Here is a 23,227-nt window from a genome sequence, read left to right as displayed (position 1 = left end):
GTAATAAAAGCTGTCGCAGTATCTAGCTGCGACAGCTTTTTATTGTCCATTCATCTGCCAAGTCTCTTTTTTCATGGTATACTAACAAATATACGTACAGTTAGTATTCGCTGAGCAGGTGTCCGTAATGCCCGATATTTCCCTATCCTTACAGTTAAAACCGAAGCTGTCCCAATTTCAACAGCTCTCCATAAAAATTCTTACCCTGCAGACCCATGACTTGACGCAGTTGTTGCAGGATGCAGCGACGGAAAACCCGCTCCTTGAGCTGCACTACCATGACGTGGCCGCTGCCGGAACGGTGCCTCTCGATACGCCGAGCCGGCCGGCATCGGCGCGAGCATCGCTCTTGGCTCAGCTGCGGCTGCAGTCTTTATCGCAACGGATATTTGCGGCGGCGGCGCTGATCATCGGCTCCCTGGACGACAAGGGATTTTTCCCGGACGATGCCGTCTCGCTCGGCGCGACCAAGGGCTTCACAGCGCAGGAAATGGCTTGTGGACTGGCGGCGGTCCAGCATCTTGACCCGCCCGGTATCGGCGCCGCGTCACTGCAGGAAGCGCTGCTGATCCAGACGCGCCGCAGTGAAAACGCGCCGCCCCAAACGGAACGACTTCTCCGCGACTTTTACGGTGACTTTTTGAACGGCCATTGGCAGCGTTTGAAAGAGTCCCTGCGCCTATCGTCGGACGACCTGCAGTCCATCATCGCTTTTTTGAAGACCTTATCATTGCAGCCGCTCTCCCGGATCAGTGAAGAGACAGCATACGTCCGACCCGAAGTCGAAGTTTTCCTGACAGCGGAACAGACGCTGTCTTTCCGCTTTTTGCAAGAGCTGCCGACGGTTTCCTTCCGGGACGATCTGTATGCGGTATACGGCAAGGACGCCGACAGGAAAACAAAAACGTACCTGCACAAAGCGCGCCGCTCTTTTATCGATCTCGAAACGGCGCTGCGTTACAGGCGGCAATCCATCAGTCGCACGCTGGAAATTATCCTCCAAGTACAGCACGCGGCGTTTGTCGCCGCCGCCCCGCTCAAACCGCTCCTGCAAAAGGACATTGCCGCCGCAGCCGGCTTGAGCGAAGCCACGATCTGCCGCGTTTGCCGTGATCGTTATCTGCTTTTCAATAACCGACTGTACAGCTTTCATCAGTTCCTCGCCCAGCCCTACGCCTGCGGCAGACACAGCATTTCCGACGACGCCATCAAACGGCGCATTGCCGACTTGATCGCCAACGAGGACCCGCGACATCCCTGGTCCGATCAGGAGTTGACGGACACGCTCTGCCGCGACGGCATTACGATTGCCCGCCGCACCGTCGCCAAGCTGCGCCTCCAAGCGGGAATTCCCAAAAAATCATTGCGTAAAGTATTAGGACATAACTAAAGTGACGGCGCACTCATTGTTTCAGCCTGTTAAACAGAGTCTGACGGCTCAGATGCAGAATCTTAGCAACTTGAACCTTGGTATAGCCTTGATCCAACAGATCCTGAATGACTAATTGCTGGAAAGAAGCCTGTAGTTTTTTCATGTCCAAATCGGGGACCATCTCGTCATGGCGCAGCGTCCCGGTCACCGACGCCGGCTGTTTCACATCGTCAAAGAGCTCGCCGTAATCGTCGCTGCAACTGTCGCTGAATATATGATACCGCATGGCTACACTGTGCAGTTCGCGGATATTTCCCCACCAACGATGCCGTTCCAAGGCGTTTTGCAGCTGCAGCGGAACGGCTTTTCCCCGCCCCTTCTTTCCGGAAATTTTTTCCATAAAAAAGGCGAATAAATAAACGATATCTTCTTTTCGCTCATTTAGAGACGGCAGATTCAGCGTCAACGTATTCAAGCGAAAAAACAGGTCACGGCGAAACGCCCCGGATAAAACGGCCTGCATAATATCGGCATTGCTGGCGGAAATAACGCGGATATCCAAGGGAATGATATAGTCCGAGCCGATGCGCATGACTTCTTTCGTTTCCAGAACGCGCAGCAGTTTGGACTGAATATTGGGCGACATGCTGTTGATCTCATCGAGAAAAATCGTCCCGTTATGGGCCAGCTCGAAAAGCCCCGCCTTGCCTTCTTTGCGGGCGCCTGTAAAGGCGCCGCCGACGTAGCCGAAAAGTTCACTTTCCAACAAATCGGACGGCAGCGCCGCACAGTTGACGACGACGAAAGGGCCGTTACGCCGCGGGCTGTGGTTATGAATGCTCTGCGCAAACAGTTCTTTACCCGTGCCGCTTTCACCTTGGATCAACACCGGCGCATCGTAAGTCGCCATCGTCGCGGCAGTGTGAATGACATTTTTCATGCCGTCGTTGATCGTCTTGATATCGGAAAAGTGATGCTGCGCCTGGAGACCCGTTTTGGACAACTTGTACCGAATATGTTTTTCCAGATGTTGCAGTTCCGTAACGTCGCGGATATTCAGCGCATAATGCTGATCCCGATCGACGCGAAAAGTCGACGTCGTGATGACCAGCGTGTACGGGGCCAAGGTCACGATCTTTTCCTTCAGTTGCTGCGGCCCCGCCCCCTCTTCCAGGATGCCCGGCAAGACGTCGCGCAGGTAACCCGGATTGCCTGCCGTCTTTAAAAAGCGTTTGGCCATCTTATTGATATGGTATATTTTTCCGGCGGCGTCACAAATGATGATGCCGTCGTTGAAGTTTTCCAGGACGGCGCTGATCATGGCGCCCCAGTTTTGCCCTTGCCGCTTGAAGGATATCAATTCGCAGGCGTATTGGTACACAGAAAGGATAGCTGATTCACTGGGCCTGATCGGCATAATCGGCAGCGGCGTATTGGCGATCTGCGGCAACAGCGTGCAGCCGACAAGGACGGCGTCGGAAGTGACGGGAATTCGGTTGACAATGGTCCGCAATTCATGATATGTCGTATCGACACTGTAAGAGCTGTGGATCTTCAGCTTCTTCTTGATATCGTCGGAACAGAGCTCGGCATTAAAAATAAAATTTTTATTCAGCAACAGATGAATCGTATTATACGACGCCACTTGATGAAGCGTATAAAGCGTATCGCTTGTCGAGCTGTACAGACAAAGGATCGGCACTTCCGTAATCGTGCGGCTGAGAATCGAGTGGGAACCGCTGTTCGTAATAATAACCTGCGCACCGCCGGCAATCATGTCCTGCGCCTGTTTTTCAATATGCTCCAAGTCGATAATCCCGATTTCCGTCCGGATGTCGATCTTCTCCTGCTCCGACCGGTAAATCCAGAGAATCTGCTCAACTTCTTTTTTTAATATTTCATCGGCTAACAAAAATGATATTTTTTCCATGATTATCATCCCCTACCCGTACCAGTTCTCGTATGCTTCTATTGTAGCAAAGTAAACCCTGTCAGTAAAATATTGTCTACTTTTTTACATAAGTTGCAGTTATTTCTACTATGCTTTTTGGTAAACATAAGGTAAAACCTGCATTTCTATAATTGGCCCGAAAATTTCTTATATATCATTGCCTGAATGATTTTTTTCGTTTTCTTTTTATGTTTTTATGGTATTTATATTTATATTTAAAGCAAGGAGGCTGTTTATGATGAAAAAACTAATGACAGGAGATGAAGCCGTCGCCAGAGGTTTATACGAAGCAGGCGTTTCTTTCGCTTCCGCTTATCCCGGTACGCCGAGTACGGAAATACTGGAAAACATTTCCGCTTACGATGAAGTTTATGCCGAATGGGCTCCCAACGAAAAGGTAGCCATGGAAGCCGCTATCGGCGCTTCCATGGCCGGCGTCCGCTCCTTTGCGTCAATGAAGATGGTCGGCGTCAACGTGGCCGCCGATCCGCTTTTCACCTTCTCCTATCTCGCTGTAAACGGCGGCTTCATGTTCGTTTCCGCCGACGATCCCGGCATGCATTCTTCCCAAAACGAACAGGACAACCGCAATTACGCCAAATTTGCCAAGATCGCGATGTTGGAACCGTCGGACTCGCAGGAATGTCTCGACATGACGAAAGACGCCTATGACTTGAGTGAAAAATTCGGCGTTCCCGTCATGCTGCGTATGACGACACGCGTCTGTCACTCGAAGAGCCTCGTCGAAGAAGGCGTTCGCCAAGAAGTCTCCCCGGTCCTGTATGAAAAACACCGCGAACGGATGGATGCCGTTCCTGCCGTTTCCAAGGTCCGCCGTTACGTCGTTGAAGAACGGGAAGAAAAGCTGAAAGAGTACACGGAAATCTGTCCGTGGAACAGCACGGAAATGAACTCCACGAAAATCGGCATCGTCGCCGCCGGCGCCGCATACACGTACGCGAAAGAGGTCTTCGGCGAAAACGCTTCGTATTTCAAAGTCGGCCTGACCTACCCGATGCCGCTGAAAAAGATCAAAGAATTCAGCGAAGCCGTTGACGAGTTGTACGTCATTGAAGAACTCGATCCGTATATGGAAGAACAGATCCGCCAGGCCGGCATCGCCTGCCACGGAAAAGACGTCATCCCCAAGATTGACGAGCTGAATCCGAATATCATCGCCAAAGGCATTCTGCACGAAGAAAGTAAGGGCGTCGACGTACCGGACGACCTGCTCGTACCGCGGCCGCCAACTTTATGCGCCGGCTGCCCTCACCGCGGTTTCTTTTATGAACTGAGCAAACGTAAAAACACCGTCATGATCGGCGATATCGGCTGTTATGCCTTGGGCGGAGCCGAACCGCTGAACGCCAAAGACATCGCCCTTTGTATGGGCAGCGCCTTTTCCGTCGGCCACGGCATGGTACACGGTTTTGAACGGAGCCATCAGGATAAGCGCGTCGTCGCCGTCATGGGCGATTCGACGTTCTTCCATACAGGCATCAATTCGCTGACGGAAGTTGCGTATAACGGGTCCAATACGATCTGCGTCATCTTGGACAACCGCATTACCGGCATGACCGGCCATCAGGAAAATCCCGGCACCGGCTACAACATCAAAGGCGATCCGACGACGCTGATTGATCTGGAAGCCGTCGTCAGCGCCTTGGGAATCAAAAACATACGCACCGTCAATCCCTTGGACCTGAAAGCGATGAAAGAAACGCTGGACTGGGCTTACGCCATTACAGACGCCCCGTCGGTCATCATTACCAGATGGCCTTGCGTCTTGAAAAAATTCTCGAAAGAAGACCTGGAAGAATTTGCCATTGACAATCGTATTTTCGTCGTCGATCAAGAGAAATGCATCGGCTGTAAGAAATGCCTTTCCACCGGTTGTCCGGCACTGCGTTTTGATGACGAAAAGAAGAAGTCGTCCATCTCCGCCGCCGACTGCGTCGGCTGCAGCGTCTGCGCGCAAGTCTGCCCTGTGAGTGCTATTTCCCGGAAGGAGGTCCTTTAAGATGAATGACGTAAAAAGCGTATTGTTTGTCGGCGTAGGCGGCCAAGGAACGATTTTAGCCAGTAAGATCCTGACGATCGGCCTGATCGAAAACGGCTATGATGTAAAAATGTCGGAAGTTCACGGCATGAGCCAGCGCGGCGGCAGCGTCAGCACCCAAGTCCGCTTCGGCAGCAAGGTCCATTCGCCGATTATCGGCGAAGGCGCGGCAGACCTGCTCGTGTCTTTTGAGGAAATGGAAGCCGCCCGTTATGCGAAGTTCATGAAGCCCGACGGAAAGATCGTCGTCAACACGTACCGCATCCCGTCCATGCCGATCTTGTCGGGAGCCCGGAAATATCCGACGACAATTATAGAAGAGCTGGAAAAGAGAGCGACGGTACTGAAATTGGACGCTACAAAGATTGCAACGGACATTGGCAACCCGAAGAGCGCCAACATCGTTCTCCTCGGCGCCCTGATTAAAGCCTTGGATCTGACGGATATCGACTGGAAGGCGATCATCGCCAAAACGGTCAAACCGAAATTTATCGATCTCAATTTACAAGCCTTTGCGTTAGGCTTCAACGCAGTATAATGAACTATCTGTCCTTTCGAGAGGGGATGAACCAATTATGACGTTCTTCAGACGGAAATCTTTTGATGAACTGATGGCAACAACGCAGGAAAAGAAATTGACGAAAGCGTTGGGAGCCATGGATATAACCTTGATGGGCCTCGGCATCATCATCGGCACGGGCATCTTCGTCCTGACCGGCATCGGCGCCGCCAAGTACGCCGGACCGGCGCTGATGTTGTCCTTCATTCTTGCCGGCGTGACCTGCGCTTTTGTTTGTCTTGCGTATTCGGAACTGGCGTCCTTTTTACCTGTCGCCGGCAGCTCGTATACGTATGCCTATGCGTCTTTAGGAGAAATCTTCGGCTGGTGGGTCGGCTGGAGCCTGATTCTGGAATACTCCGTCGGCGCCAGCGCCGTTGCCGGCGGCTGGTCCGCCTACTTCGTCGGCATCCTTCACTCCTGCGGCATCGATTTGCCGAAAGCGCTGACTATGGTGCCGGCAGACGGCGGCATCGTGAATTTGCCTGCCGCCGCCGTCGTGCTCCTGGCCACGCTGCTGCTGGTCATCGGCGTCAGGGAAAGCGCCAGAGTAAACAAGATTCTCGTATTCATCAAAATCGGCACGATCTTCATTTTCCTCTTCTTTGCAGCCCCCCATATCGATCCCGTCAACTGGGATCCCTTCCTGCCCTTCGGCTGGAAAGGCGTAACGGCAGGGACAGCCGTCCTGTTCTTTGCCTACTTGGGCTTCGACGCCTTGTCGACGGCGGCTGAAGAAACGAAAAATCCGAAACGGGATATGCCGATCGGCATCATTTCTGCCTTAACGATTTGTACGATTTTGTATATCGCCGTCTGCGCCACAATGACGGGCGTCGTGCCTTATCAAATGCTGAACACGGCGGCGCCGGCTTCTTATGTATTGGAATACATCGGCATGCACGCCGGCTCGGCCATCGTCGGCACCGGCGCTCTTTGCGGCCTTTCGACAGTCGTCCTGATGATGCTCTTCGCGCAAAGCCGCGCGCTCTATTCCATGAGCCGCGACGGTTTGATGCCGATGTCGCTGTACAAGGTTCACTCGAAGTTCCATACGCCCTATAAGATCCAAATTATCGTCGGCATTCTCGTCGCCTGCATCACGGGCTTCACGCCGATCCAGATCGTCGCCGAAACCTGCAGCGCCGGCACGATTTTCGCATTCCTCTGCTCCTGCGTCGGCATCATCGTCCTGCGCCGCATCTATCCCGACAAACCGCGTGCCTTCCGCTGCCCTGCAGTCCATATCATCGCGCCTTTGGGATTTATTTTCTGCGCCTTTATCTTCACGCAGCTCTCCTGGCACACGCTGGCGCTCTTCGTCTTTTGGTCCATTCTGGGCCTGATCATCTATGTGGCCTACGGTCATAAGCACAGTGTCATAAACAATCATCCTGAGGTATAATAAAAGGGAAAATATGATATAGGAGTGATCAATATGGCTTCACAAGAAATGTACCGGCTCGGTTCGCAAAGTTCCGTGATCCGTGAACTCTTCACTTACGGCCAGGAACAGGCCGCCAAAGTAGGCGCGGAAAACGTCTTCGACTTCAGCATCGGCAACCCGACGGTACCGGCGCCGGAAGACGTTCGCCAGGCGATCATCGACATCGTCTCTTCCCGTCCGTCCGTCGCCGTTCACGGGTATACGGCGGCAGCCGGCGACACAGCCGTCCGCAAAGGGCTGGCAGACTATATGAACAAGACCTACGACGCGCGCGTCTCAGCCGATAATTTCTACATGACCTGCGGCGCCGCCGCCTCGCTGACGATTACGCTGAAAGCCCTGGTCGAATCGCCCGACGACGAAGTCATCGTCATCGCGCCGTTCTTCCCGGAATATACGGCATTCATCGCCAACGCCGGCGCCAAGACAGTCATCATTCCGCCCGACACCGACCGATTCCAGATTTCTCTCGACTTGCTGGAAAAGGCGATTACCCCGCAGACGCGGGCGATTATCATCAACTCGCCGAACAATCCGTCAGGCGTCGTTTACGCTTCGGAAACGTACGAAGCGCTGAGCGTCCTGCTGACCAAAAAATCGAAAGAAGTCGGCCATCCCATTTACGTGATCGCCGACGAACCGTACAGAGAAATTATTTACGACGGCCTGCCCATCCTCTACGTGCCCAAGTATTACAGCAACACGATCATCTGCTATTCTTACAGCAAATCGATCTCCCTGCCGGGCGAACGCATCGGCTATATCCTGGTTCCCGATTGTGCCGCCGACAGCAAAGCCGTTTACACGGCAGTCTGCGGCGCCGGACGCTCGATGGGCTTCGTCTGCGCGCCTCATCTCTTCCAGGATGTCGTCTTGCGGTGCTTGGGCCGGACCTCGGATATCTCCATTTACGACGGCAATCGCCGCCTTCTTTACAACGGTTTGAAGGAAATGGGCTATGACTGCGTTTACCCCGGCGGCGCCTTTTATCTCTTCGTGAAATCGCCGGAAGCCGACGCCAACAGCTTCTCCGCAAAGGCAAAAGCCTTGAATCTCCTGATCGTTCCGGCCGACAGCTTCGGCTGTCCCGGCTATGTCCGCATTTCCTACTGCGTCGACCCGGAAATGATCAAACGGTCGCTGCCGGTATTCCAAAAGCTGATGGACAGCTACCGTTGAAAAAAGGCGCTACATTCTTATGAAATCAGGTGATGCAATGGATTTCCATGCAGAATACAGGCAAAAACTGGTCACCGCCGAAGAAGCCGTAAAGGCCGTCAAATCCGGTGACTGGGTCGATTACAGCCAGTGCTGTTCCTTTCCCGAAAGTCTCGACGCCGCGCTGGCCCGGCGCCGCGATGAATTGACGGACGTCAAGATCCGCCACGCTATTTCGACCAAAAAAGTACAGGTCGTCGAAAACGATCGTGAGCATCAGGCCTTCACGTACAACCTCTGGCACTGCTCCGGCCTGGATCGCTCCTATCTGGACAAGGGCTTGGCCTATCACGCGCCGATGCTTTTCCGCAACTGCGGCTCCTATTATACGCGCGGCACGGCTCCCGTCGATGTCGCCATGGTCACCGTCGCGCCGATGGATAAGAACGGCAATTTCAATTACGGCCTGACCAACTGCTGCCAGCAGGAATTGCTTGACGCGGCGCAGACGATCATCGTCGAAGTCAATCGGAACATGCCCGTCATCAGCGGCATCGCCAATGACCACATCCATATTAGCGATGTCGATTACGTCGTCGAGAGCGACGTGCCGCTGGCCACGCTGCCGAACCGCGCGCCCAGCGAAATCGATCAGCAGATCGCCGCACATATCTTCCCTTATTTGCACGACGGCATGACTTTACAACTCGGCATCGGCGGCATGCCCAATGCCCTGGGCGCTCTTATTGCCGCATCGGATCTGAAAGACCTGGGCATGCACACGGAACTGATGAGCGACGGCTATCTGGAACTCTACAAAGCCGGCAAGATCACGAACAAAAAGAAAGTGCTCAACCGCCATAAAGGCGTCTTCTCCATCTGTATGGGAACGCCTGAGCTGTATGCGTTCCTCGACTGCAATCAGGCGATTCTGTCGGCGCCGATGGCGTTCGTCAACAATCCCGCCGTCATCGCCGAACTCGACGACTTTATCTCCATTAACAGTTGCATCGCCATGGATCTGTACGGACAGATCTGTTCCGAATCTTCCGGCACGCGGCAGATCAGCGGTACAGGCGGACAGCTTGACTTTGTTACCGGCGCCTATGCCGCGGAACACGGTCGGGCCTTCCTGGCCATGCCGTCCATGTACGTCGACAAAAAAGGCGTTCGCCACTCCAACATTTTGCCGTACTTTACGCAAGGCGATGTTATTACGACGCCGCGAACCCAGGCGCCATACATGGTAACGGAGTACGGCATTGCCGAACTCAACGGACTGGCGACGTGGCAACGGGCGGAGAAAATTATTTCTCTGGCTCATCCCGACTTCCGCGAAGAGCTGATCAAGGCCGCCGAAGCCCAGCGAATCTGGCGGAAGAGCAATAAAAGATAGTACCAATCAGCATTCACCATTTTTCCACCCCATAAACGAGAACGAAGCCCTGCCGTGATTACACGGCAGGGCTTCGTTCTCGTTTATTCGCGTTTAAAGGCAGCGCTGCAGCTGCCTGGCAGACAAAAAAACAGATACCCTCTGCCGGAAGAGGCGCGGGAGTTTGGGAGTTCGGAAGTTTTGCGCCCCTCACCGGCAGAACGTATCGCCTTACCTTCTCTACAGAAGGCCCCTTTATTCTGTCAGAAAAATATAATGATACTTGAAACAAATATTAAACAAAAGTTAAAATTTAGTGTATCATAAATTTACGGAGGGGAGTTATATGACGATCAAAAAACGACTCATCTTGTCCCATCTGCTGGTGTTCATCGTACCGATCCTGATGACAGCCGTCGTCCTGGTAACGATCGCCGCAGGGCTCTGGAAATTCTCGCAAAGCAATAATCACGTCGCCGTGGAATCGACGCCGCAATTCAATTATATTTCTCAGGCAGTGCATCACATCTTGCTCCGCGCAATGGAAGGCGGCCCGTCGCAAGAGGAGAATATGACGTGGCTGCTGCATATTCTCGAACCGAAGCAGTCGTATATCCTTGCGACTAAAGACGGCCGGCCCTTTTATACGTACGGCGACAAAACGCTGCGCCCTTTAACGGCGCATATTGCCGGCAAGGCGGCGGCAGCGACGGGTAAGAAAGAAGTATATACGGAAACGACACCGACGACATACTATTACTATGAAACGGGCACGATAAACGGCAGCCCTTATACGCTCTGTATGGTCAGCAAACAGATGCTCTACAGTACGGACCGCGCCATAGAGAACGCGACGCGGCAAGGCCTTTGGGTCCCTTCGTGCTGATTTTGCTGCTGACCATTATTTTCCTGTCTCACTTTATCATGCGCCACATCCTGCCGCCGCTGCAAAAGTTACAAGACGGCGCCGAAGAAATCAAAAACGGCAATTTACAGGTACAGCTTCCTCATACGGCGCATGATGAATTCGAAAAGCCCCTCGCCATGTTCAATGTCATGACCGCCGCACTGCATCTTCTCTGGAAGCGCAGACCGCGGCGGAGTCGGCCAGGAAGGAACTGCTCGCCAGCATCTCTCACGATCTCCGCACGCCGCTGACATCCATCAAGGCTTACGTCGAAGGGCTCCTCGACCACGTCGCCCGGACACCGGAACAGCAGGAACGGTATTTGCAGACGATCAGACGGAAAGCCGACGACATGGACCGCATGCTGGATCAACTCTTCATGTTTTCGAAGCTTGACCTGCCTACATTCGGAACGGAGCTTCAGCCGCTGGCGCTAAGCCAGGTCGTCACAGGGCTCCTAGAAGCAAACGAGGCGGAATGGCGACAAAAAGGAGCCGTCATCGAAACGGTCCTCGATCCGACTGCGCGCATTGACGGCGACGCCGCGCTCTTGGAACGGATCCTCACAAATCTGATCGCCAACAGCATCAACTATAAAACGGCGGATACGGTACACATCGTCATCACCACCGCGGTCACAGACGCTGCGGCAACGCTTTCCGTCACCGACGACGGCCCCGGCGTCGCCGTCGAAGACCTGCCCAAGCTGTCGGCCCTGTTTTTCCGAACGAACAGGGCCCGCAGCGACGTTGCCAAAGGCAGCGGCCTCGGTCTTTCCATCGTCACCAAGGCCGCCGCCAAAATGCGGGGCCGCACGCAGTTTGCCGCCGTACAGCCACACGGCCTCGCCGTTTCAATTACCTTTCCGCAAAAGGAGGCGGTCCGTAAATGAACGAAAAAATTCTGATTATTGAAGATGATTCAGATATTGCCAATATTGAAAAAGATTATCTGGCCATGAACAACTACGACGTCACCATCGTTACTAACGGCGACGCCGGCATCAGCGCCGCGATAAACGGCGCCTACGACTTGATTCTCCTTGACGTCATGCTGCCCGGACCGGACGGCTTCAAGGTCTGCCGGGCTCTGCGCGATGTAATCGACATTCCCATCGTCATGGTCACGGCGAAGCGGGAAGATATCGATAAAATTCGCGGTCTCGGCTTCGGCGCCGACGATTATATCGAAAAACCGTTTTCACCGACCGTCCTCGTGGCCAAGGTAAAATCCCATTTGGCTCAATACGCCCGTCTGAAAGGCGCGGCGGCGCATGCCAAAACGGTCATCCGCTTCGGCGCCGTGGAATTGCACCGGGACACGCATGCCGTCTTCGTCGACGGCATCGAAAAAAACTTGCCGAACAAGGAATTCTCCCTGCTGGAATTCCTAATGCTCAACGCCGACGTCGTCTTTAGCCGCGACACGCTTTACGATCGCATCTGGGGTATGGACTCTCTCGGCAATACCGCCACCGTACCGGTTCATATCAACCGGATCCGCGAAGCCATCGAAGCGGATCCGGCCAATCCGGTCCACATCCTGACGATCTGGGGTGTCGGTTATAAATTCAAACCGTAAGCGGGTGGAAGGACCGACACGTGTAAATAACGGCAGGCGGCAAATTATGTAAGGTAAAGGAAAGGCGTACAGACGGAAAAACACGGTGAAACCGGCGATACATCTGCGTGGAATATTGATAGGCGACAAAGAGCCCGCCGGCGGCAAGGGAATGATCTACAGCCTGCAGCACCGCTTCCCGCTCTTCTTCTCCGAATACGGCAAAGGGCAGTCCCGAAATGATGCAATCCGCATCTGTCAGCCCGTAGTATCGCAGAATCTCCGGCAGCGACGCCGCTTCCTTTCCATAAAGGAAATCCGGATACGTCCGCATCAGCTGCCGCCGCATAACATCGTCCTGCTCAATGACGACGACACGGCATTGTCCGGTCTTATGAGCCGCTATATACTGCGTAAACACACCGGTCCCCGCCCCCAGTTCAACGACAGTGCGCAATTCTTGCCACGGTACGTCTTGGAACATCTTTTCCGTCAAATACCGGGAACTCGGCGTCAAGCTGCCGATTTTACGCGGCGCCTGCAAAAACTTTTTAAAGAACTGAAATCGCTCACTCATGACGAATCCTCCCTTGTTGTACCGTAAACGGCTGCCGAAAACGGTTGCCGAGGCGCTTCGAAACCTGCCAGACGACACTGCCGATGCCGACTCCCAAGACGGCGCCGGCCAAAACATCTGTCGGATAATGCACAAACAGGTAAAGGCGGGAAAAGGCCACAGGCCGGCCGTTATCAACGCCGCAATGCCATAGCGCCGCCCCAGGCCGGCGTATAAGACGGCAGCCGAGGCAAAAGAAGCCAACGAATGACCGGACGGAAACGAATAGGCCGACGCGCTCGCGACCTGCACCGCCGTCATCACATCAGGATAGACGAAACAAGGCCTGACGCGCATGACCAGATGCTTCAACACCCCCGGCCCGATAATGACGCTGCCGATCAGCGCGGCAAAAAGAATATAGCCGAGACGGCGCGTAGCCGGACGCAGGATCAGTCCGATCCCGATCGCTACCCAAAGGTACTCCAGGTAGCTGACGCCGATCATGACCGGCGTCAGCTGCGAATATACGAGATGGTTCTGTATCCAGAACAAGATCTGCGTATCTGCCAATTGAATCATTTCCATGACGTATCCTCTTTCTGCCGAATCAATCAGGCGACATCGATATGCAATACTTCACCGGTAACAGCGTCAATCTGTATCTTGTATTTCACGCTGTCGCTCTTGCACGAAATGTCATAAATCGGCCGGAAAGAGGGCTTGCTGTTTACGGCTGCTGCCGGAACTGCCTGCGGCGCTGCCGTCACAGGCCGTGTGTCGCCTGTTGCCGGAGTCTGCTGCAACGTCTGTTCGTCCCGGCGTTGTTCGCCGCCTTTCTTCTTGCCCTCATGCTTTGCATGTTTTTCTTTCCTGTCTGTATCCTTCTTTGCTCCTCCTACGGAATCGCGCAACGCAATTTTGTCGTAAGTCACGTTATTTTCATCAAGACCGAGCGCTTGCGCCGTTAAGGATCGGATCTTTCCTTCATCCAGCAGGACAAGGCCTTTCTTTTCCGCTTCCAGCGCGACGATTCTCGTCTGCGCCGCGACGGCCTGCGTTTTTTCCACATCTTTCTGATGGTGTTTCCAGGCGGCGCCGCCGCCTGCCGCGATAGCGATAACGACAAGTACGGCGGCAATTCGTTTCATTACCTTTTTCGTACAAACTTTTTTTACCTGTTCTGCAGCGTCCTGTATGTTTTGCTTATCCGTAATGTTTTTCATGATCTATTCCTCCTTGGCGAGAACAATAATTTGTTTTTACGCTTCAGAGTATACAGACCAGTTCTAAACAATCGTTAACAAAACAAAAAAGCTTTGCTTACGTTTTCCAAACTATTAAAGGGCGAATCGATAGCCTGCGCCCCACACGGTCTGAATGTATATCGGTTCCTGCGGATTCGGCTCGATCTTCTCCCGAAGGCGATTGACATGTACCATGACCGTCGCATTGTCGCCGGCGGCATCAAGGCCCCAGATCTTCTCGAACAGGCGGTCTTTGCTGAAAACGATACCGGCATTTTTCGCCATGAAAAGCAGGAGTTCGAACTCTTTATGCGTCAATCTGATCTCCTCTCCGTCCCGAAAGACCCGATAGGCATCGGGCTGTATTTCCAACCCTCTGACGCTGATCACCTGCTGTTCGGGTACGGCTTTTGTCAGGCGTTCGTACCGTCCCAAGTGCGCTTTGACCCTGGCAACCATCTCGCCGGGGCTGAAAGGCTTCACCATATAGTCATCGGCGCCCAGTCCCAGGCCGCGAACCTTATCGATCTCTTCCCGCCTGGCGGAGACGATGATGACGGGAATATCCCGTTCTTTGCGCAATTCGCGACAAATATGAAACCCGTCAAGTCCGGGCAGCATGATGTCCAGGATGACGAGGGAAACGCTGCTGTCCAGCGCCTGCCGCAAGCCTTCTTCCCCGTTAACGGCATGAGCGACCGTAAAACCGTTGGCCTCCAGATAGTCCCGTTCCAATTCAAAAATATTACTGTCGTCTTCTACGATCAAAATCTTCATCTATGCTTCCCCCTTCTCCAGCGGCAGAACAACGACAATCGCCAGCCCTCCTGCAACGGACCGTTCCGCCCGGACTCTGCCGCCCATGGCTTCCGTAATCTGCCGGACAATAGCCAGTCCCAGGCCGCTGCCTTTGGCAACGTTGCTGCGCGCCGCATCGGTTCGATAGAACGTGTCGAACAGCGCCGGCAATTCTTCCGCCGCGACGCCGACGCCGTCATCGGCAAAGGTCAGAACGACGTCTTCTCCCTTGCAGGTCAAGGCAATCTCTACGTGAACGAATTCCGCCTGCTTATATTTCAAACTGTTCGATAAAATATTATCGACAAGCCGTTCGAATTGTACTCTGTCAATCTGTACTGTCACGCTTTCATCCGTATTTCGCAGCGATAACAGGAGCCCCTTTTCCGCCAGCGCCTCCCGCCGCTCGCCGACATAGTCGGCAAAATAGTCTCGCAGCGATACCGGCACGAGACAAAAAGCCGTCTGCCCCAAATCGAGTTTGGAAAAGACCGACAAGCTTTCTACCAGTTTTTCTAACGTGCAGGCACTTTGCACGATTTTTTCCACATAATGGCGGCGCTTTTCCTCCGTTTTCGCAATACCGTCCAGTATACCGCTGGCATACCCTTTCAAACTCGTCAGCGGCGTCGCCAGGTCATGAGAAATGCCGGCGATCATGATCTTGCGGTTTTCCTCGTATGTCTCCTGCCGCTGCTGCGCTTCCAGAAGCTTCAGCCGCATTTGCTCAAAATCTTTGCAAACGGCGCCGATCTCATCTTGTGCGGCTGCCGGCAAAGGCTGGTTCAAATTGCCGCGACAGATTTCCACCGTCGCATCCTGCAACGCCGCCAACGGATTCAGAATCTGTTCCGACAAAAGGCGCGACAAATAGATTCCGACAGCGATGATCTGGATAATGGCCAGCCCGATAATAATGATAAAGATCACTTCGGCGCCCTGTCGGATCCGCTTTCCCGTGAGACCCAGAAATTCCCCTTCTCTGACGGTTCCGGCGGCGATTATGCGGATAGGGTTATTTTTGGCGGTATAGCGGAACGTAAAGTCTTCATCCTGCCAGGCAGCCTGCGACGACGTCCCGTTTTCGCCGCGTTGCAGAGCCGCCGCTCCCGGCGAAGCATAAACGAGCCGTCCTTCTTTCTCGATTAACACGCGAACACCCATATCTTCCAGTAAGGCGCAGTCCTCCGCTATATCTTTCAAGCGAAATCCGTCTTTACGCTCGGCCTTGTCGCGCAGCGACGCCGCGGAAAACTGGACCAGCAGCTCCGGCCCTTTTTCCGGCCACAAAATAGCCAACGCCCGCGGCGGTACAATTCCAGAAAACTGAAAAACGGCAAAAATCCCCGTACCGAGCAGAAAAAGCAGCGCCACCGGTATGACGACCATCAGGAAATTGGCCAGAAAGAGACGGCGGCGCAACGGCATATCTCCTATGCGCAGGTTCACGACAATCACATCCTTTCCCTACGGTATCGTTCCTCGGACCGCGTGACTGACGGCAGGCCGGCAACGATACGTCCTTCTTCAGTATAATCGAACATCCTTTTCTTTTTCTAAACCGAAGTTAAAGAAATGGTAAACATATTGCAAAAAGAGTGTCGTCCCGCTGTCCACGGCAGAACCACACTCTCCTCAAAGCTATCCTCTTCACTTGCTTTCAAAAAACGCTTTATATGCCAAATAGGCGCTGTACGCATCGGCTTTGGCCACAAGTTCGAGCGGGGCATGCATGCTGAGCATCGCTACGCCGCAGTCGACGACGTCACAACCCCAGTCGGCCATAATATAGGCGATCGTTCCGCCGCCGCCCTGGTCCACCTTGCCGAGCTCGCCGGTCTGCCAAGGCACGCCGGCGGCATTGAAAATCTGCCGGACTTTCGCTAAAAATTCGGCGTTGGCGTCGTTGCTGCCGGCCTTGCCGCGAGCCCCCGTGTATTTGCAGAGGCAGATCCCGCCGCCCAGCCTGGCCGCATTGTCTTCTTCATACGCCGCCGGAAAAACGGGATCGAGGGCGGCGCAGACATCAGCCGAAAGAACTTCGCTGCGACGCAGCGCGCGGCGCAGATAAAGAGACTCTTGCCGCCCCTGCAGCGCCAAAAGCTCTGCCGTAAAGTCGAGAAAATACGAAGACTGAACGCCCGTATTGCCGACGGAACCGATTTCTTCTTTGTCGGCAAAAAGGGCGACCTGCGTCTTCGCACCGGCTCCGGCATCAAGGATGGCCGCCAGATTGGCATAAGAGCAAACGCGGTCATCATGACCGTGGGCCATGATCATCGAACGGTCAAGGCCGACGTCGCGGCTCTTCTGGGCGGGAATGATTTCCAGTTCGGCACTGGCAAAATCCTCTTCTTCAATGCCGTACTTTTCTTTCAACAGCGCCAAAATCGCCGGCTTTGTCTTTTCCTCCGTGCCGTTGATGCCGACAATAGGCATCAGCATTTCGCCCTCAATAGCCTCATTCAATTTTTTGGCCGCCTGATCCTTGCCGAGGTGAGGTAACAAGTCGTTAATATAAAAAACGGGATCGTCCGGCGCGTCACCGATGGAAATGTCGATCTTGCCGCCGTCGGCCGTATAAACGACACCGCTGAGACTTAACGGCCGGCAGACCCATTGGTACTTTAAAATACCACCGTAATAGTGGGTTTTGAAATAAACGATCCGGTTCTGTTCGACGACGGGAACCGCTTTAAGATCCAGCCTGGGGCAGTCGATATGGGAACCGACGATCTTCATGCCCTTTTCGATGGACTCCGTGCCGATCACGGCCAGAATGACCGATTTGTCTTTCTGGTTCCAGTAAACCTTATCGCCGGCGTGAAGCTCCGTAAAACGGTCAAAAGGCCGGAACCCGGCGCTTTCCGCCTGGCCGATAATCTCCCTGTTGGCCAGCCGCTCCGTCCGCGCCGTATCCAGGAAAAGACGGTAATTTTTACTGTATTCTTCCATCTGAACCCGCTCTGTTTCAGAAAAACGGGCCCAAACGTTATTTTTTTTATCATAACTCTTCATAAAATTTCTCCTCCATGGTATAATTAATCAATTTCTCAATAATGTACCTGCTGTCATCAGATATCGGTACTTATAATAGTTATTATAGTATAATCTCACAAAAAGGGAAGAGGATTCGGGGGGATCTCCATGACGGTAAAAAAAGATAAGTTACGGGAATTAGTAGAAAAATATGCAGAGCGGATTCGCGTCCTGCGACGTACGATCCACGCTCACCCGGAAACATCGAATGAAGAGTATCAGACGGCGGCGCTCCTGGCGGCGGAAATGAAAGAACTCGGCCTCGACGTCAAAACCGGCATCGGCGGCAACGGCCTGATCGGTACGCTGCACGGCAGAAAACCGGGACGAACGGTCGCCTTGCGAGCCGATATGGACGCCCTGTCGATCAGCGAAGCGACGGAACTTCCCTTTGCCTCACGCCATGCCGGCAAAATGCACGCCTGCGGCCATGACGGCCACATGAGCATTCTCATGGGCGCGGCCCATGTCCTCAACGAATTGCGCGACACCTTTGACGGCGACATCATTTTCGTCTGCCAGCCGGCTGAAGAAAATTCGCCGCACGGCGGCGCCAAAAGCATCGTCGCCTCCGGCGTCCTCGACGGCATCGACGCCATCTACGGACTCCATGTCTGGCCGACGCTGCCGACTGGCCAAATCGGCGTCAAAGCCGGCCCTCTCATGGCCGCATCCGACCGCCTGACCGTGACCATCCGCGGCAAAGCCAGTCATGCCGCCATGCCGCACAAGGGAATCGACGCCGTCGTCGCCGCCTGCCGCTTCGTCTCCGCCGCGCAAGACAGCATCAGCCGCAAGATCAATCCCCTGGCGCCGGCAGTACTCACGTTCGGTAAAATCACCGGCGGCACGCGCTACAATATCATGGCCGACGAAGTCGTCATCGAAGGTACCTGCCGGACCTATGACAAGGAAACACAAGCCGTGATTGAAGGACATTTGCAGAACCTGATCCGAGGCTTCGACACGATCTACGGAACCGAAAGCGAGCTGGCTTACGAAAAAGGCTACGGCGCCGTCGTCAACAGTGCGGAACAGGCGGCCTTCGCCGCCGCCGTCGCTGCCGAACGCTTCGGCGAAGAAGCGTTGCCGGCAATCACCGAGCCGGCCATGACGGCAGAAGATTTTTCCGGTTATCTGGAAGTGTATGACGGCGCCTTTTTCTGGCTCGGCGCGACGGCTCCCGGCGCCGTCGTATACCCGCTGCATAACGAGCGCTTCAGTCTCGACGAAGACTGTCTGCCCGTCGGCGTCGAAATGCTGTCGGCTCTGGCCTTGGCGGCTTTAAAAAAGTAAAACACCGATCGCGTTGCAGTTTTATTTTACGCCGCAGAGACGGCTTCGCTTTTAAAAATATTATTTCGCAAAAAAAGGAAAATCACCTCAGCATAACGAATCATATAAGTAACGTGATTCATAGGAGGCGATTTATTGATGAAAGAATATGCAAGCGATAAAATCCGTAACGTAGCTGTACTCTCTCATGACGGTGCCGGCAAGACGGCAGTCGTTGAATCCCTGCTTCTCGCCTGCGGCGCCGTATCCGGTGTCGGTACAGGCAAGGATAACAAACACATCATGGATTTCGAACCGGAAGAAATCAAACGGAACGTGACGATTCAACTAGGCATCGCGCCCTGCGAATGGCAGGGCTACAAGCTGAATTTCCTCGATACGCCGGGGTATTCGGAATTTTGCGGCGAAGTCCGCGCCGCGCTGCGAGCCAGCGACGGCATCCTGCTGGTCGTTTCCGCCGAATCGGGTGTTGAAATGGATACGGAACGGGCCTGGGATTACGGTATCGAACTGCAGCTGCCGCGCATGGTCTATGTCAACAAAATGGATGCCGAACACGCCGACTTTTTCGGCTGCCTCGAAAAAATGCGCGCCGTCTTCGGCAAATCAATCATGCCTTTGCAGATACCGATCGGTGAAGGCAACGATTTCCGCGGCATTATCGACGTCTGCAAGATGATCGCCTGGGAATGGAAAAACGGCAAGGCGGAAGAAATAAAAGTGCCGCCTGAATACATGGCCAAAGCCCGCGAAGTACGCGAAATGTGCATGGAAGCCGCCGCCGAAGGCGACGACGAACTGCTGGAAAAATATCTCGACGGCCAGGAACTGACCTTGGAGGAATTGCGGCAAGGACTGCGGCAAGGCATGCTCACGGGGCGCGTTTGCCCCGTCATGTGCGGCAGCGCCACCTACCATATCGGCACGACGGAACTCTTGGGCCGTATCATTCGCTACATGCCCGACGCGTCACAGAAAGTCATGATGGGCACGGATAAAAAAACAGGCGATCCCGTCATGATGTACCCGAACAAACCCTTTACCGGTTTTGTCTTCAAAACGCTGATCGATCCTTTCGCCGGCAAGCTGAGCTACCTGCGCATCTTCTCCGGTGAATTGAAAGACGGCGACAAGCTGTACAACGTCACCCAGGATAAGGAAGAAAAACCGGGCAAGCTTCTCACGCTCGTCGGCAAAGAACAGGTTCCCGTCGAAAAAGCGACTGCCGGCGACATCGTCGTAATCCCGAAGTTGTCCAACGCCCGTACGGGCGACACATTCGCCACTGCAGAAGCGCCTGTCGAATATGATCCCATCCGCTTCCCGCAACCGCTCCACACGGTAGCCCTCGTACCGGAGAAAAAAGGCGAAGAAGAAAAGCTCACCAATGCGCTGAACCGCATCGGCGAAGAAGATCCGACGTGCCAGGTCACGAAAGATACGGAAGGCCACCAAGTCCTGCTGCGCTGCATGGGTGACGTTCACCTCGACCACATCATGAATAAAATGGAACGGAAATACGGCGTCAAAGCAATTCAGCAGGAACTTTACATTCCTTATCGCGAAACGATCCGCGGTACCGTTACAGTAGAAGGCAAGCATAAGAAACAAAGCGGCGGCCACGGGCAATTCGGCCATGTTTTCCTCCAAATCGAGCCGCTGACGAACGGCGAGGAATTTGAATTTGTCGACGCCATCTTCGGCGGCGCCGTACCGCGCCAATATATTCCTGCCGTTGAAAAAGGCGTTCGAGAAACTCTGGCCAAAGGGCTGCTGGCAGGCTACCCCATGATCAACGTCAAAGTAACCTTGACAGACGGCTCCTATCATCCTGTCGACTCGTCGGAAATGGCCTTTAAGGTTGCTGCGGCGCAAGCGTTGAAAAAAGGCGTCCCCGATGCCAAACCGGCTATTCTTGAACCGATTTACAATGTCGATGTCGTCGTACCCGAAGAATTCATGGGTGACGTCATGGGCGATTTCAGCGGCCGTCGCGGCCGCATCCTCGGCATGGAACATCATCGCAACCGCAACGGCATTATCGTCGTCAAAGCCCAGGTTCCCCTGGCCGAAATGAGCGGCTATGTCACGGTGCTGCGCTCCATGACCCAAGGCAAAGGCACCTTCAACATGACCTTCTGCGCTTATGAAGAAGTACCGAAAAAGACGATGGACGAAATCATTGAAAAAGCAGCTACCGAATCAGAAGAATAAGTCCTCCTCTCACGTTTTCCCGGCATATGATTCGAAAATATGCCGGGAATTTTCATTGGCTTATGCATTTAAAGTATGATTAAAAGGCATTTCTTTCTTGTATATATGTACCAAAAGTTTTATAATAATATGTGAAATACAGAACTTAATCGTTTTATTAATCACAGAAAGGTTTGGTGAAAAGAAATGTCTCAATGGACAGATATGTACCGCCAAAAGCTGACGACTCCGGAAGAAGCCGTAAAGGTCGTTTGTTCCGGCGAATGGGTAGACTACGGAATGGCTACGTCGCAACCGATTTTACTGGATAAGGCCCTGTCCAAACGCAAAGGCGAACTGAAGGACATTAAAGTGCGCGGTTCCTTCTCTTTTGCGCCTCGTGAAATCGTAGAATGCGATCCGACTCGTGAAACCTTTACCTTCATGACCTGGCACATGAGCGGGTATGACCGCAAGTTATACGCAAAAGGGCTGAATAACTTCATTCCCATGTGTTACCGCAACGAACCGTCCATATACCGCGATCTCCTCGACGTGGACGTTGCCATGATCACCGTAGCGCCGATGGACAAAAACGGATTCTTCAACTTCGGGCTGAACATCTCCGCCACTGAACAGATCACAAAAAAAGCAAAAAAAGTCATCGTCGAAGTCAACGAAGCAATGCCTCGCGCCTTAGGCGGCCGTGGTGAACACATCCATATTTCCGATGTCGACGCGATCGTTGAAGCCGGCAACATCCCGATGCCAACGATTCCCTTTACAACGGGTGACGAAATCGACCAGACCATCGCCAAACTGGTCGTCAACGAAATCCCCAACGGCGCTACGCTGCAGCTCGGCGTCGGCGGTTTACCGAATTCTGTCGGCGCCATGATCGCCGATTCCGATCTGAAAGACCTCGGCATGCATACGGAAATGCTCGTCGACGCTTTCTATCTGATGTACAAAAAAGGCCGTCTCACGAACAAGCTGAAAGCTCTCGACAGAGACAAAGCCGTCTGGGCCTTTGCCGTCGGCTCGCAGGATCTCTATGACTGGGTTGACGACAATCCCTTCTTGGCAGCATTTCCCGTCGATTATGTAAACGATCCCTGCGTCATTGCACAGATTGATAACTTTATTTCCATCAACAACTGCATTGAGCTCGATCTCTTCGGGCAAATCTCTTCCGAATCATCCGGTACGAAACATATCAGCGGCAGCGGCGGTCAACTTGACTTTGCCGACGGCGCTTATCGTTCCAAAGGCGGTAAGAGTATCATCGCCTTGCGCTCAACCTTTATGAACAAGAAAACGGGCAAAGCCGAATCCCGTATCCGTCCGACACTGATCCCGGGCACGACCGTTACGGATCCCCGCTCGCAGGTAAACTATGTCGCTACAGAATACGGCATCGTCAATCTCATGGGCGCATCGACCTGGGAACGTGCCGAAAGACTGATCGGCATCGCGCACCCCGACTTCCGCGAAGAACTGATCAAGGAAGCGGAAGCCATGAATATCTGGCGTTACAGCAACAAACGCTGAGGCAGGGCTATAAGAAGCAGGCTGAGGACGATTCCTCAACCTGCTTTTTTTGCCTGCTCCGCAGCGCAGTGCAGGCCCGGACTTTGTGTCCGCCCTTGTATTCTTCCTCCGCTTATGCTAAAATATAAAGGCTTGATTAGGTCAGGCATCTTCCTGCCC

General features: G+C 53.6%; 19 protein-coding genes and 1 pseudogene. 13 read left to right on the top strand and 7 right to left on the bottom strand.

Going from position 1 to position 23,227, the window contains the following annotated elements:
* Positions 1–127 precede the first annotated feature (127 nt).
* Complete coding sequence (locus HMPREF1250_RS03055) at positions 128–1,390, top strand: RNA polymerase factor sigma-54 (RefSeq protein ID WP_023053123.1); 1,263 nt, start codon at positions 128–130, stop codon at positions 1,388–1,390.
* Positions 1,391–1,403: 13 nt separating this feature from the next.
* On the opposite strand, the gene HMPREF1250_RS03050 is transcribed toward HMPREF1250_RS03055, so the two are convergent.
* Positions 1,404–3,302 carry a sigma-54 interaction domain-containing protein gene (locus HMPREF1250_RS03050; RefSeq protein ID WP_023053128.1) on the bottom strand — a complete coding sequence of 633 codons (1,899 nt, stop codon included), beginning with the start codon at positions 3,300–3,302 and terminating at the stop codon, positions 1,404–1,406.
* A 256-nt stretch (positions 3,303–3,558) separates the two neighbouring features.
* On the opposite strand from HMPREF1250_RS03050, the gene iorA reads away from it, so the two are divergent.
* The 9 genes from iorA (at position 3,559) to HMPREF1250_RS03005 (ending at position 12,409) form a co-directional block, all read left to right on the top strand.
* A complete protein-coding gene (gene iorA, locus HMPREF1250_RS03045) occupies positions 3,559–5,343 on the top strand; it encodes an indolepyruvate ferredoxin oxidoreductase subunit alpha (RefSeq protein ID WP_023053135.1) in 1,785 nt (594 codons plus the stop codon).
* A gap of 1 nt (position 5,344) precedes the next feature.
* Complete coding sequence (locus HMPREF1250_RS03040) at positions 5,345–5,920, top strand: indolepyruvate oxidoreductase subunit beta (protein WP_023053120.1); 576 nt, start codon at positions 5,345–5,347, stop codon at positions 5,918–5,920.
* A gap of 37 nt (positions 5,921–5,957) precedes the next feature.
* The gene (locus tag HMPREF1250_RS03035) at positions 5,958–7,346 is read left to right on the top strand and encodes an amino acid permease (RefSeq protein WP_023053137.1); all 1,389 of its coding nucleotides are present in this window, start codon (positions 5,958–5,960) and stop codon (positions 7,344–7,346) included.
* A 33-nt stretch (positions 7,347–7,379) separates the two neighbouring features.
* The gene (locus tag HMPREF1250_RS03030; protein ID WP_023053130.1) at positions 7,380–8,567 is read left to right on the top strand and encodes a pyridoxal phosphate-dependent aminotransferase; all 1,188 of its coding nucleotides are present in this window, start codon (positions 7,380–7,382) and stop codon (positions 8,565–8,567) included.
* A gap of 37 nt (positions 8,568–8,604) precedes the next feature.
* On the top strand, positions 8,605–9,942 hold the full coding sequence (locus HMPREF1250_RS03025; RefSeq protein ID WP_036242476.1) for an acetyl-CoA hydrolase/transferase family protein: 1,338 nt from the start codon (positions 8,605–8,607) through the stop codon (positions 9,940–9,942).
* 325 nt (positions 9,943–10,267) lie between these two features.
* Positions 10,268–10,807 (top strand): hypothetical protein, encoded by a 540-nt coding sequence (locus tag HMPREF1250_RS03020; protein ID WP_023053151.1) that lies wholly within the window; start codon positions 10,268–10,270, stop codon positions 10,805–10,807.
* Positions 10,801–11,079: a HAMP domain-containing protein gene (locus tag HMPREF1250_RS03015; protein ID WP_196806842.1), complete on the top strand. Its 279-nt coding sequence runs from the start codon at positions 10,801–10,803 to the stop codon at positions 11,077–11,079. Before HMPREF1250_RS03020 ends, HMPREF1250_RS03015 begins: the two co-directional genes overlap by 7 nt.
* On the top strand, positions 11,001–11,720 hold the full coding sequence (locus tag HMPREF1250_RS03010) for a HAMP domain-containing sensor histidine kinase (RefSeq protein ID WP_328512812.1): 720 nt from the start codon (positions 11,001–11,003) through the stop codon (positions 11,718–11,720). Before HMPREF1250_RS03015 ends, HMPREF1250_RS03010 begins: the two co-directional genes overlap by 79 nt.
* Positions 11,717–12,409 (top strand): response regulator transcription factor, encoded by a 693-nt coding sequence (locus tag HMPREF1250_RS03005; RefSeq protein WP_023053138.1) that lies wholly within the window; start codon positions 11,717–11,719, stop codon positions 12,407–12,409. Before HMPREF1250_RS03010 ends, HMPREF1250_RS03005 begins: the two co-directional genes overlap by 4 nt.
* On the opposite strand, the gene HMPREF1250_RS12265 is transcribed toward HMPREF1250_RS03005, so the two are convergent.
* The 6 genes and pseudogenes from HMPREF1250_RS12265 to HMPREF1250_RS02975 form a co-directional block, all read right to left on the bottom strand.
* Complete coding sequence (locus tag HMPREF1250_RS12265; RefSeq protein WP_036242474.1) at positions 12,399–12,965, bottom strand: hypothetical protein; 567 nt, start codon at positions 12,963–12,965, stop codon at positions 12,399–12,401. The two genes, HMPREF1250_RS03005 and HMPREF1250_RS12265, sit on opposite strands and share 11 nt — an antisense overlap.
* Positions 12,958–13,301: pseudogene (locus HMPREF1250_RS12260) on the bottom strand (phosphatase PAP2 family protein). The gene HMPREF1250_RS12265 and the pseudogene HMPREF1250_RS12260 overlap by 8 nt, the downstream one beginning before the upstream one ends.
* A 257-nt stretch (positions 13,302–13,558) precedes the next feature.
* Complete coding sequence (locus HMPREF1250_RS02990; RefSeq protein WP_023053134.1) at positions 13,559–14,170, bottom strand: peptidase; 612 nt, start codon at positions 14,168–14,170, stop codon at positions 13,559–13,561.
* Between the two features lie 114 nt (positions 14,171–14,284).
* Positions 14,285–14,968, bottom strand: coding sequence for a response regulator transcription factor (locus HMPREF1250_RS02985; RefSeq protein WP_023053148.1), 684 nt, complete (start codon positions 14,966–14,968; stop codon positions 14,285–14,287).
* Positions 14,969–16,438 carry a sensor histidine kinase gene (locus HMPREF1250_RS02980; RefSeq protein ID WP_023053125.1) on the bottom strand — a complete coding sequence of 490 codons (1,470 nt, stop codon included), beginning with the start codon at positions 16,436–16,438 and terminating at the stop codon, positions 14,969–14,971.
* A 201-nt stretch (positions 16,439–16,639) separates the two neighbouring features.
* Positions 16,640–18,007, bottom strand: coding sequence for an aminopeptidase (locus HMPREF1250_RS02975; protein WP_023053129.1), 1,368 nt, complete (start codon positions 18,005–18,007; stop codon positions 16,640–16,642).
* Between the two features lie 129 nt (positions 18,008–18,136).
* Here HMPREF1250_RS02975 and HMPREF1250_RS02970 point away from each other — a divergent pair, with 129 nt between their 5' ends.
* The 3 genes from HMPREF1250_RS02970 to HMPREF1250_RS02960 all read left to right on the top strand — a co-directional run bounded on the left by HMPREF1250_RS02970 (position 18,137) and on the right by HMPREF1250_RS02960 (position 23,068).
* A complete protein-coding gene (locus tag HMPREF1250_RS02970; protein ID WP_023053136.1) occupies positions 18,137–19,324 on the top strand; it encodes a M20 metallopeptidase family protein in 1,188 nt (395 codons plus the stop codon).
* 138 nt (positions 19,325–19,462) lie between these two features.
* Positions 19,463–21,538 (top strand): elongation factor G, encoded by a 2,076-nt coding sequence (gene fusA / locus HMPREF1250_RS02965; RefSeq protein ID WP_023053121.1) that lies wholly within the window; start codon positions 19,463–19,465, stop codon positions 21,536–21,538.
* Positions 21,539–21,724: 186 nt separating this feature from the next.
* Positions 21,725–23,068, top strand: coding sequence for a butyryl-CoA--acetate CoA-transferase (locus tag HMPREF1250_RS02960; protein ID WP_023053139.1), 1,344 nt, complete (start codon positions 21,725–21,727; stop codon positions 23,066–23,068).
* The last annotated feature ends 159 nt before the right edge of the window (positions 23,069–23,227 follow it).

The sequence above is a fragment of the Megasphaera vaginalis (ex Srinivasan et al. 2021) genome, assembly GCF_000478965.1.
Taxonomy (GTDB): domain Bacteria; phylum Bacillota; class Negativicutes; order Veillonellales; family Megasphaeraceae; genus Megasphaera; species Megasphaera vaginalis.
The sequence above is the reverse complement of the archived record's forward strand: the minus strand, read 5'-3'. Positions and strand labels throughout refer to the sequence as shown.

Excerpts from the sequence above, each read along its gene's own strand:
- HMPREF1250_RS03055 (WP_023053123.1), top strand. The coding sequence starts at position 128 with ATGCCCGATATTTCCCTATCCTTACAGTTAAAACCGAAGCTGTCCCAA.
- HMPREF1250_RS03050 (WP_023053128.1), bottom strand. The coding sequence starts at position 3,302 with ATGGAAAAAATATCATTTTTGTTAGCCGATGAAATATTAAAAAAAGAA.
- iorA (WP_023053135.1), top strand. The coding sequence starts at position 3,559 with ATGATGAAAAAACTAATGACAGGAGATGAAGCCGTCGCCAGAGGTTTA.
- HMPREF1250_RS03040 (WP_023053120.1), top strand. The coding sequence starts at position 5,345 with ATGAATGACGTAAAAAGCGTATTGTTTGTCGGCGTAGGCGGCCAAGGA.
- HMPREF1250_RS03035 (WP_023053137.1), top strand. The coding sequence starts at position 5,958 with ATGACGTTCTTCAGACGGAAATCTTTTGATGAACTGATGGCAACAACG.
- HMPREF1250_RS03030 (WP_023053130.1), top strand. The coding sequence starts at position 7,380 with ATGGCTTCACAAGAAATGTACCGGCTCGGTTCGCAAAGTTCCGTGATC.
- HMPREF1250_RS03025 (WP_036242476.1), top strand. The coding sequence starts at position 8,605 with ATGGATTTCCATGCAGAATACAGGCAAAAACTGGTCACCGCCGAAGAA.
- HMPREF1250_RS03020 (WP_023053151.1), top strand. The coding sequence starts at position 10,268 with ATGACGATCAAAAAACGACTCATCTTGTCCCATCTGCTGGTGTTCATC.
- HMPREF1250_RS03005 (WP_023053138.1), top strand. The coding sequence starts at position 11,717 with ATGAACGAAAAAATTCTGATTATTGAAGATGATTCAGATATTGCCAAT.
- HMPREF1250_RS12265 (WP_036242474.1), bottom strand. The coding sequence starts at position 12,965 with ATGAGTGAGCGATTTCAGTTCTTTAAAAAGTTTTTGCAGGCGCCGCGT.
- HMPREF1250_RS02990 (WP_023053134.1), bottom strand. The coding sequence starts at position 14,170 with ATGAAAAACATTACGGATAAGCAAAACATACAGGACGCTGCAGAACAG.
- HMPREF1250_RS02985 (WP_023053148.1), bottom strand. The coding sequence starts at position 14,968 with ATGAAGATTTTGATCGTAGAAGACGACAGTAATATTTTTGAATTGGAA.
- HMPREF1250_RS02975 (WP_023053129.1), bottom strand. The coding sequence starts at position 18,007 with ATGAAGAGTTATGATAAAAAAAATAACGTTTGGGCCCGTTTTTCTGAA.
- HMPREF1250_RS02970 (WP_023053136.1), top strand. The coding sequence starts at position 18,137 with ATGACGGTAAAAAAAGATAAGTTACGGGAATTAGTAGAAAAATATGCA.
- fusA (WP_023053121.1), top strand. The coding sequence starts at position 19,463 with ATGAAAGAATATGCAAGCGATAAAATCCGTAACGTAGCTGTACTCTCT.
- HMPREF1250_RS02960 (WP_023053139.1), top strand. The coding sequence starts at position 21,725 with ATGTCTCAATGGACAGATATGTACCGCCAAAAGCTGACGACTCCGGAA.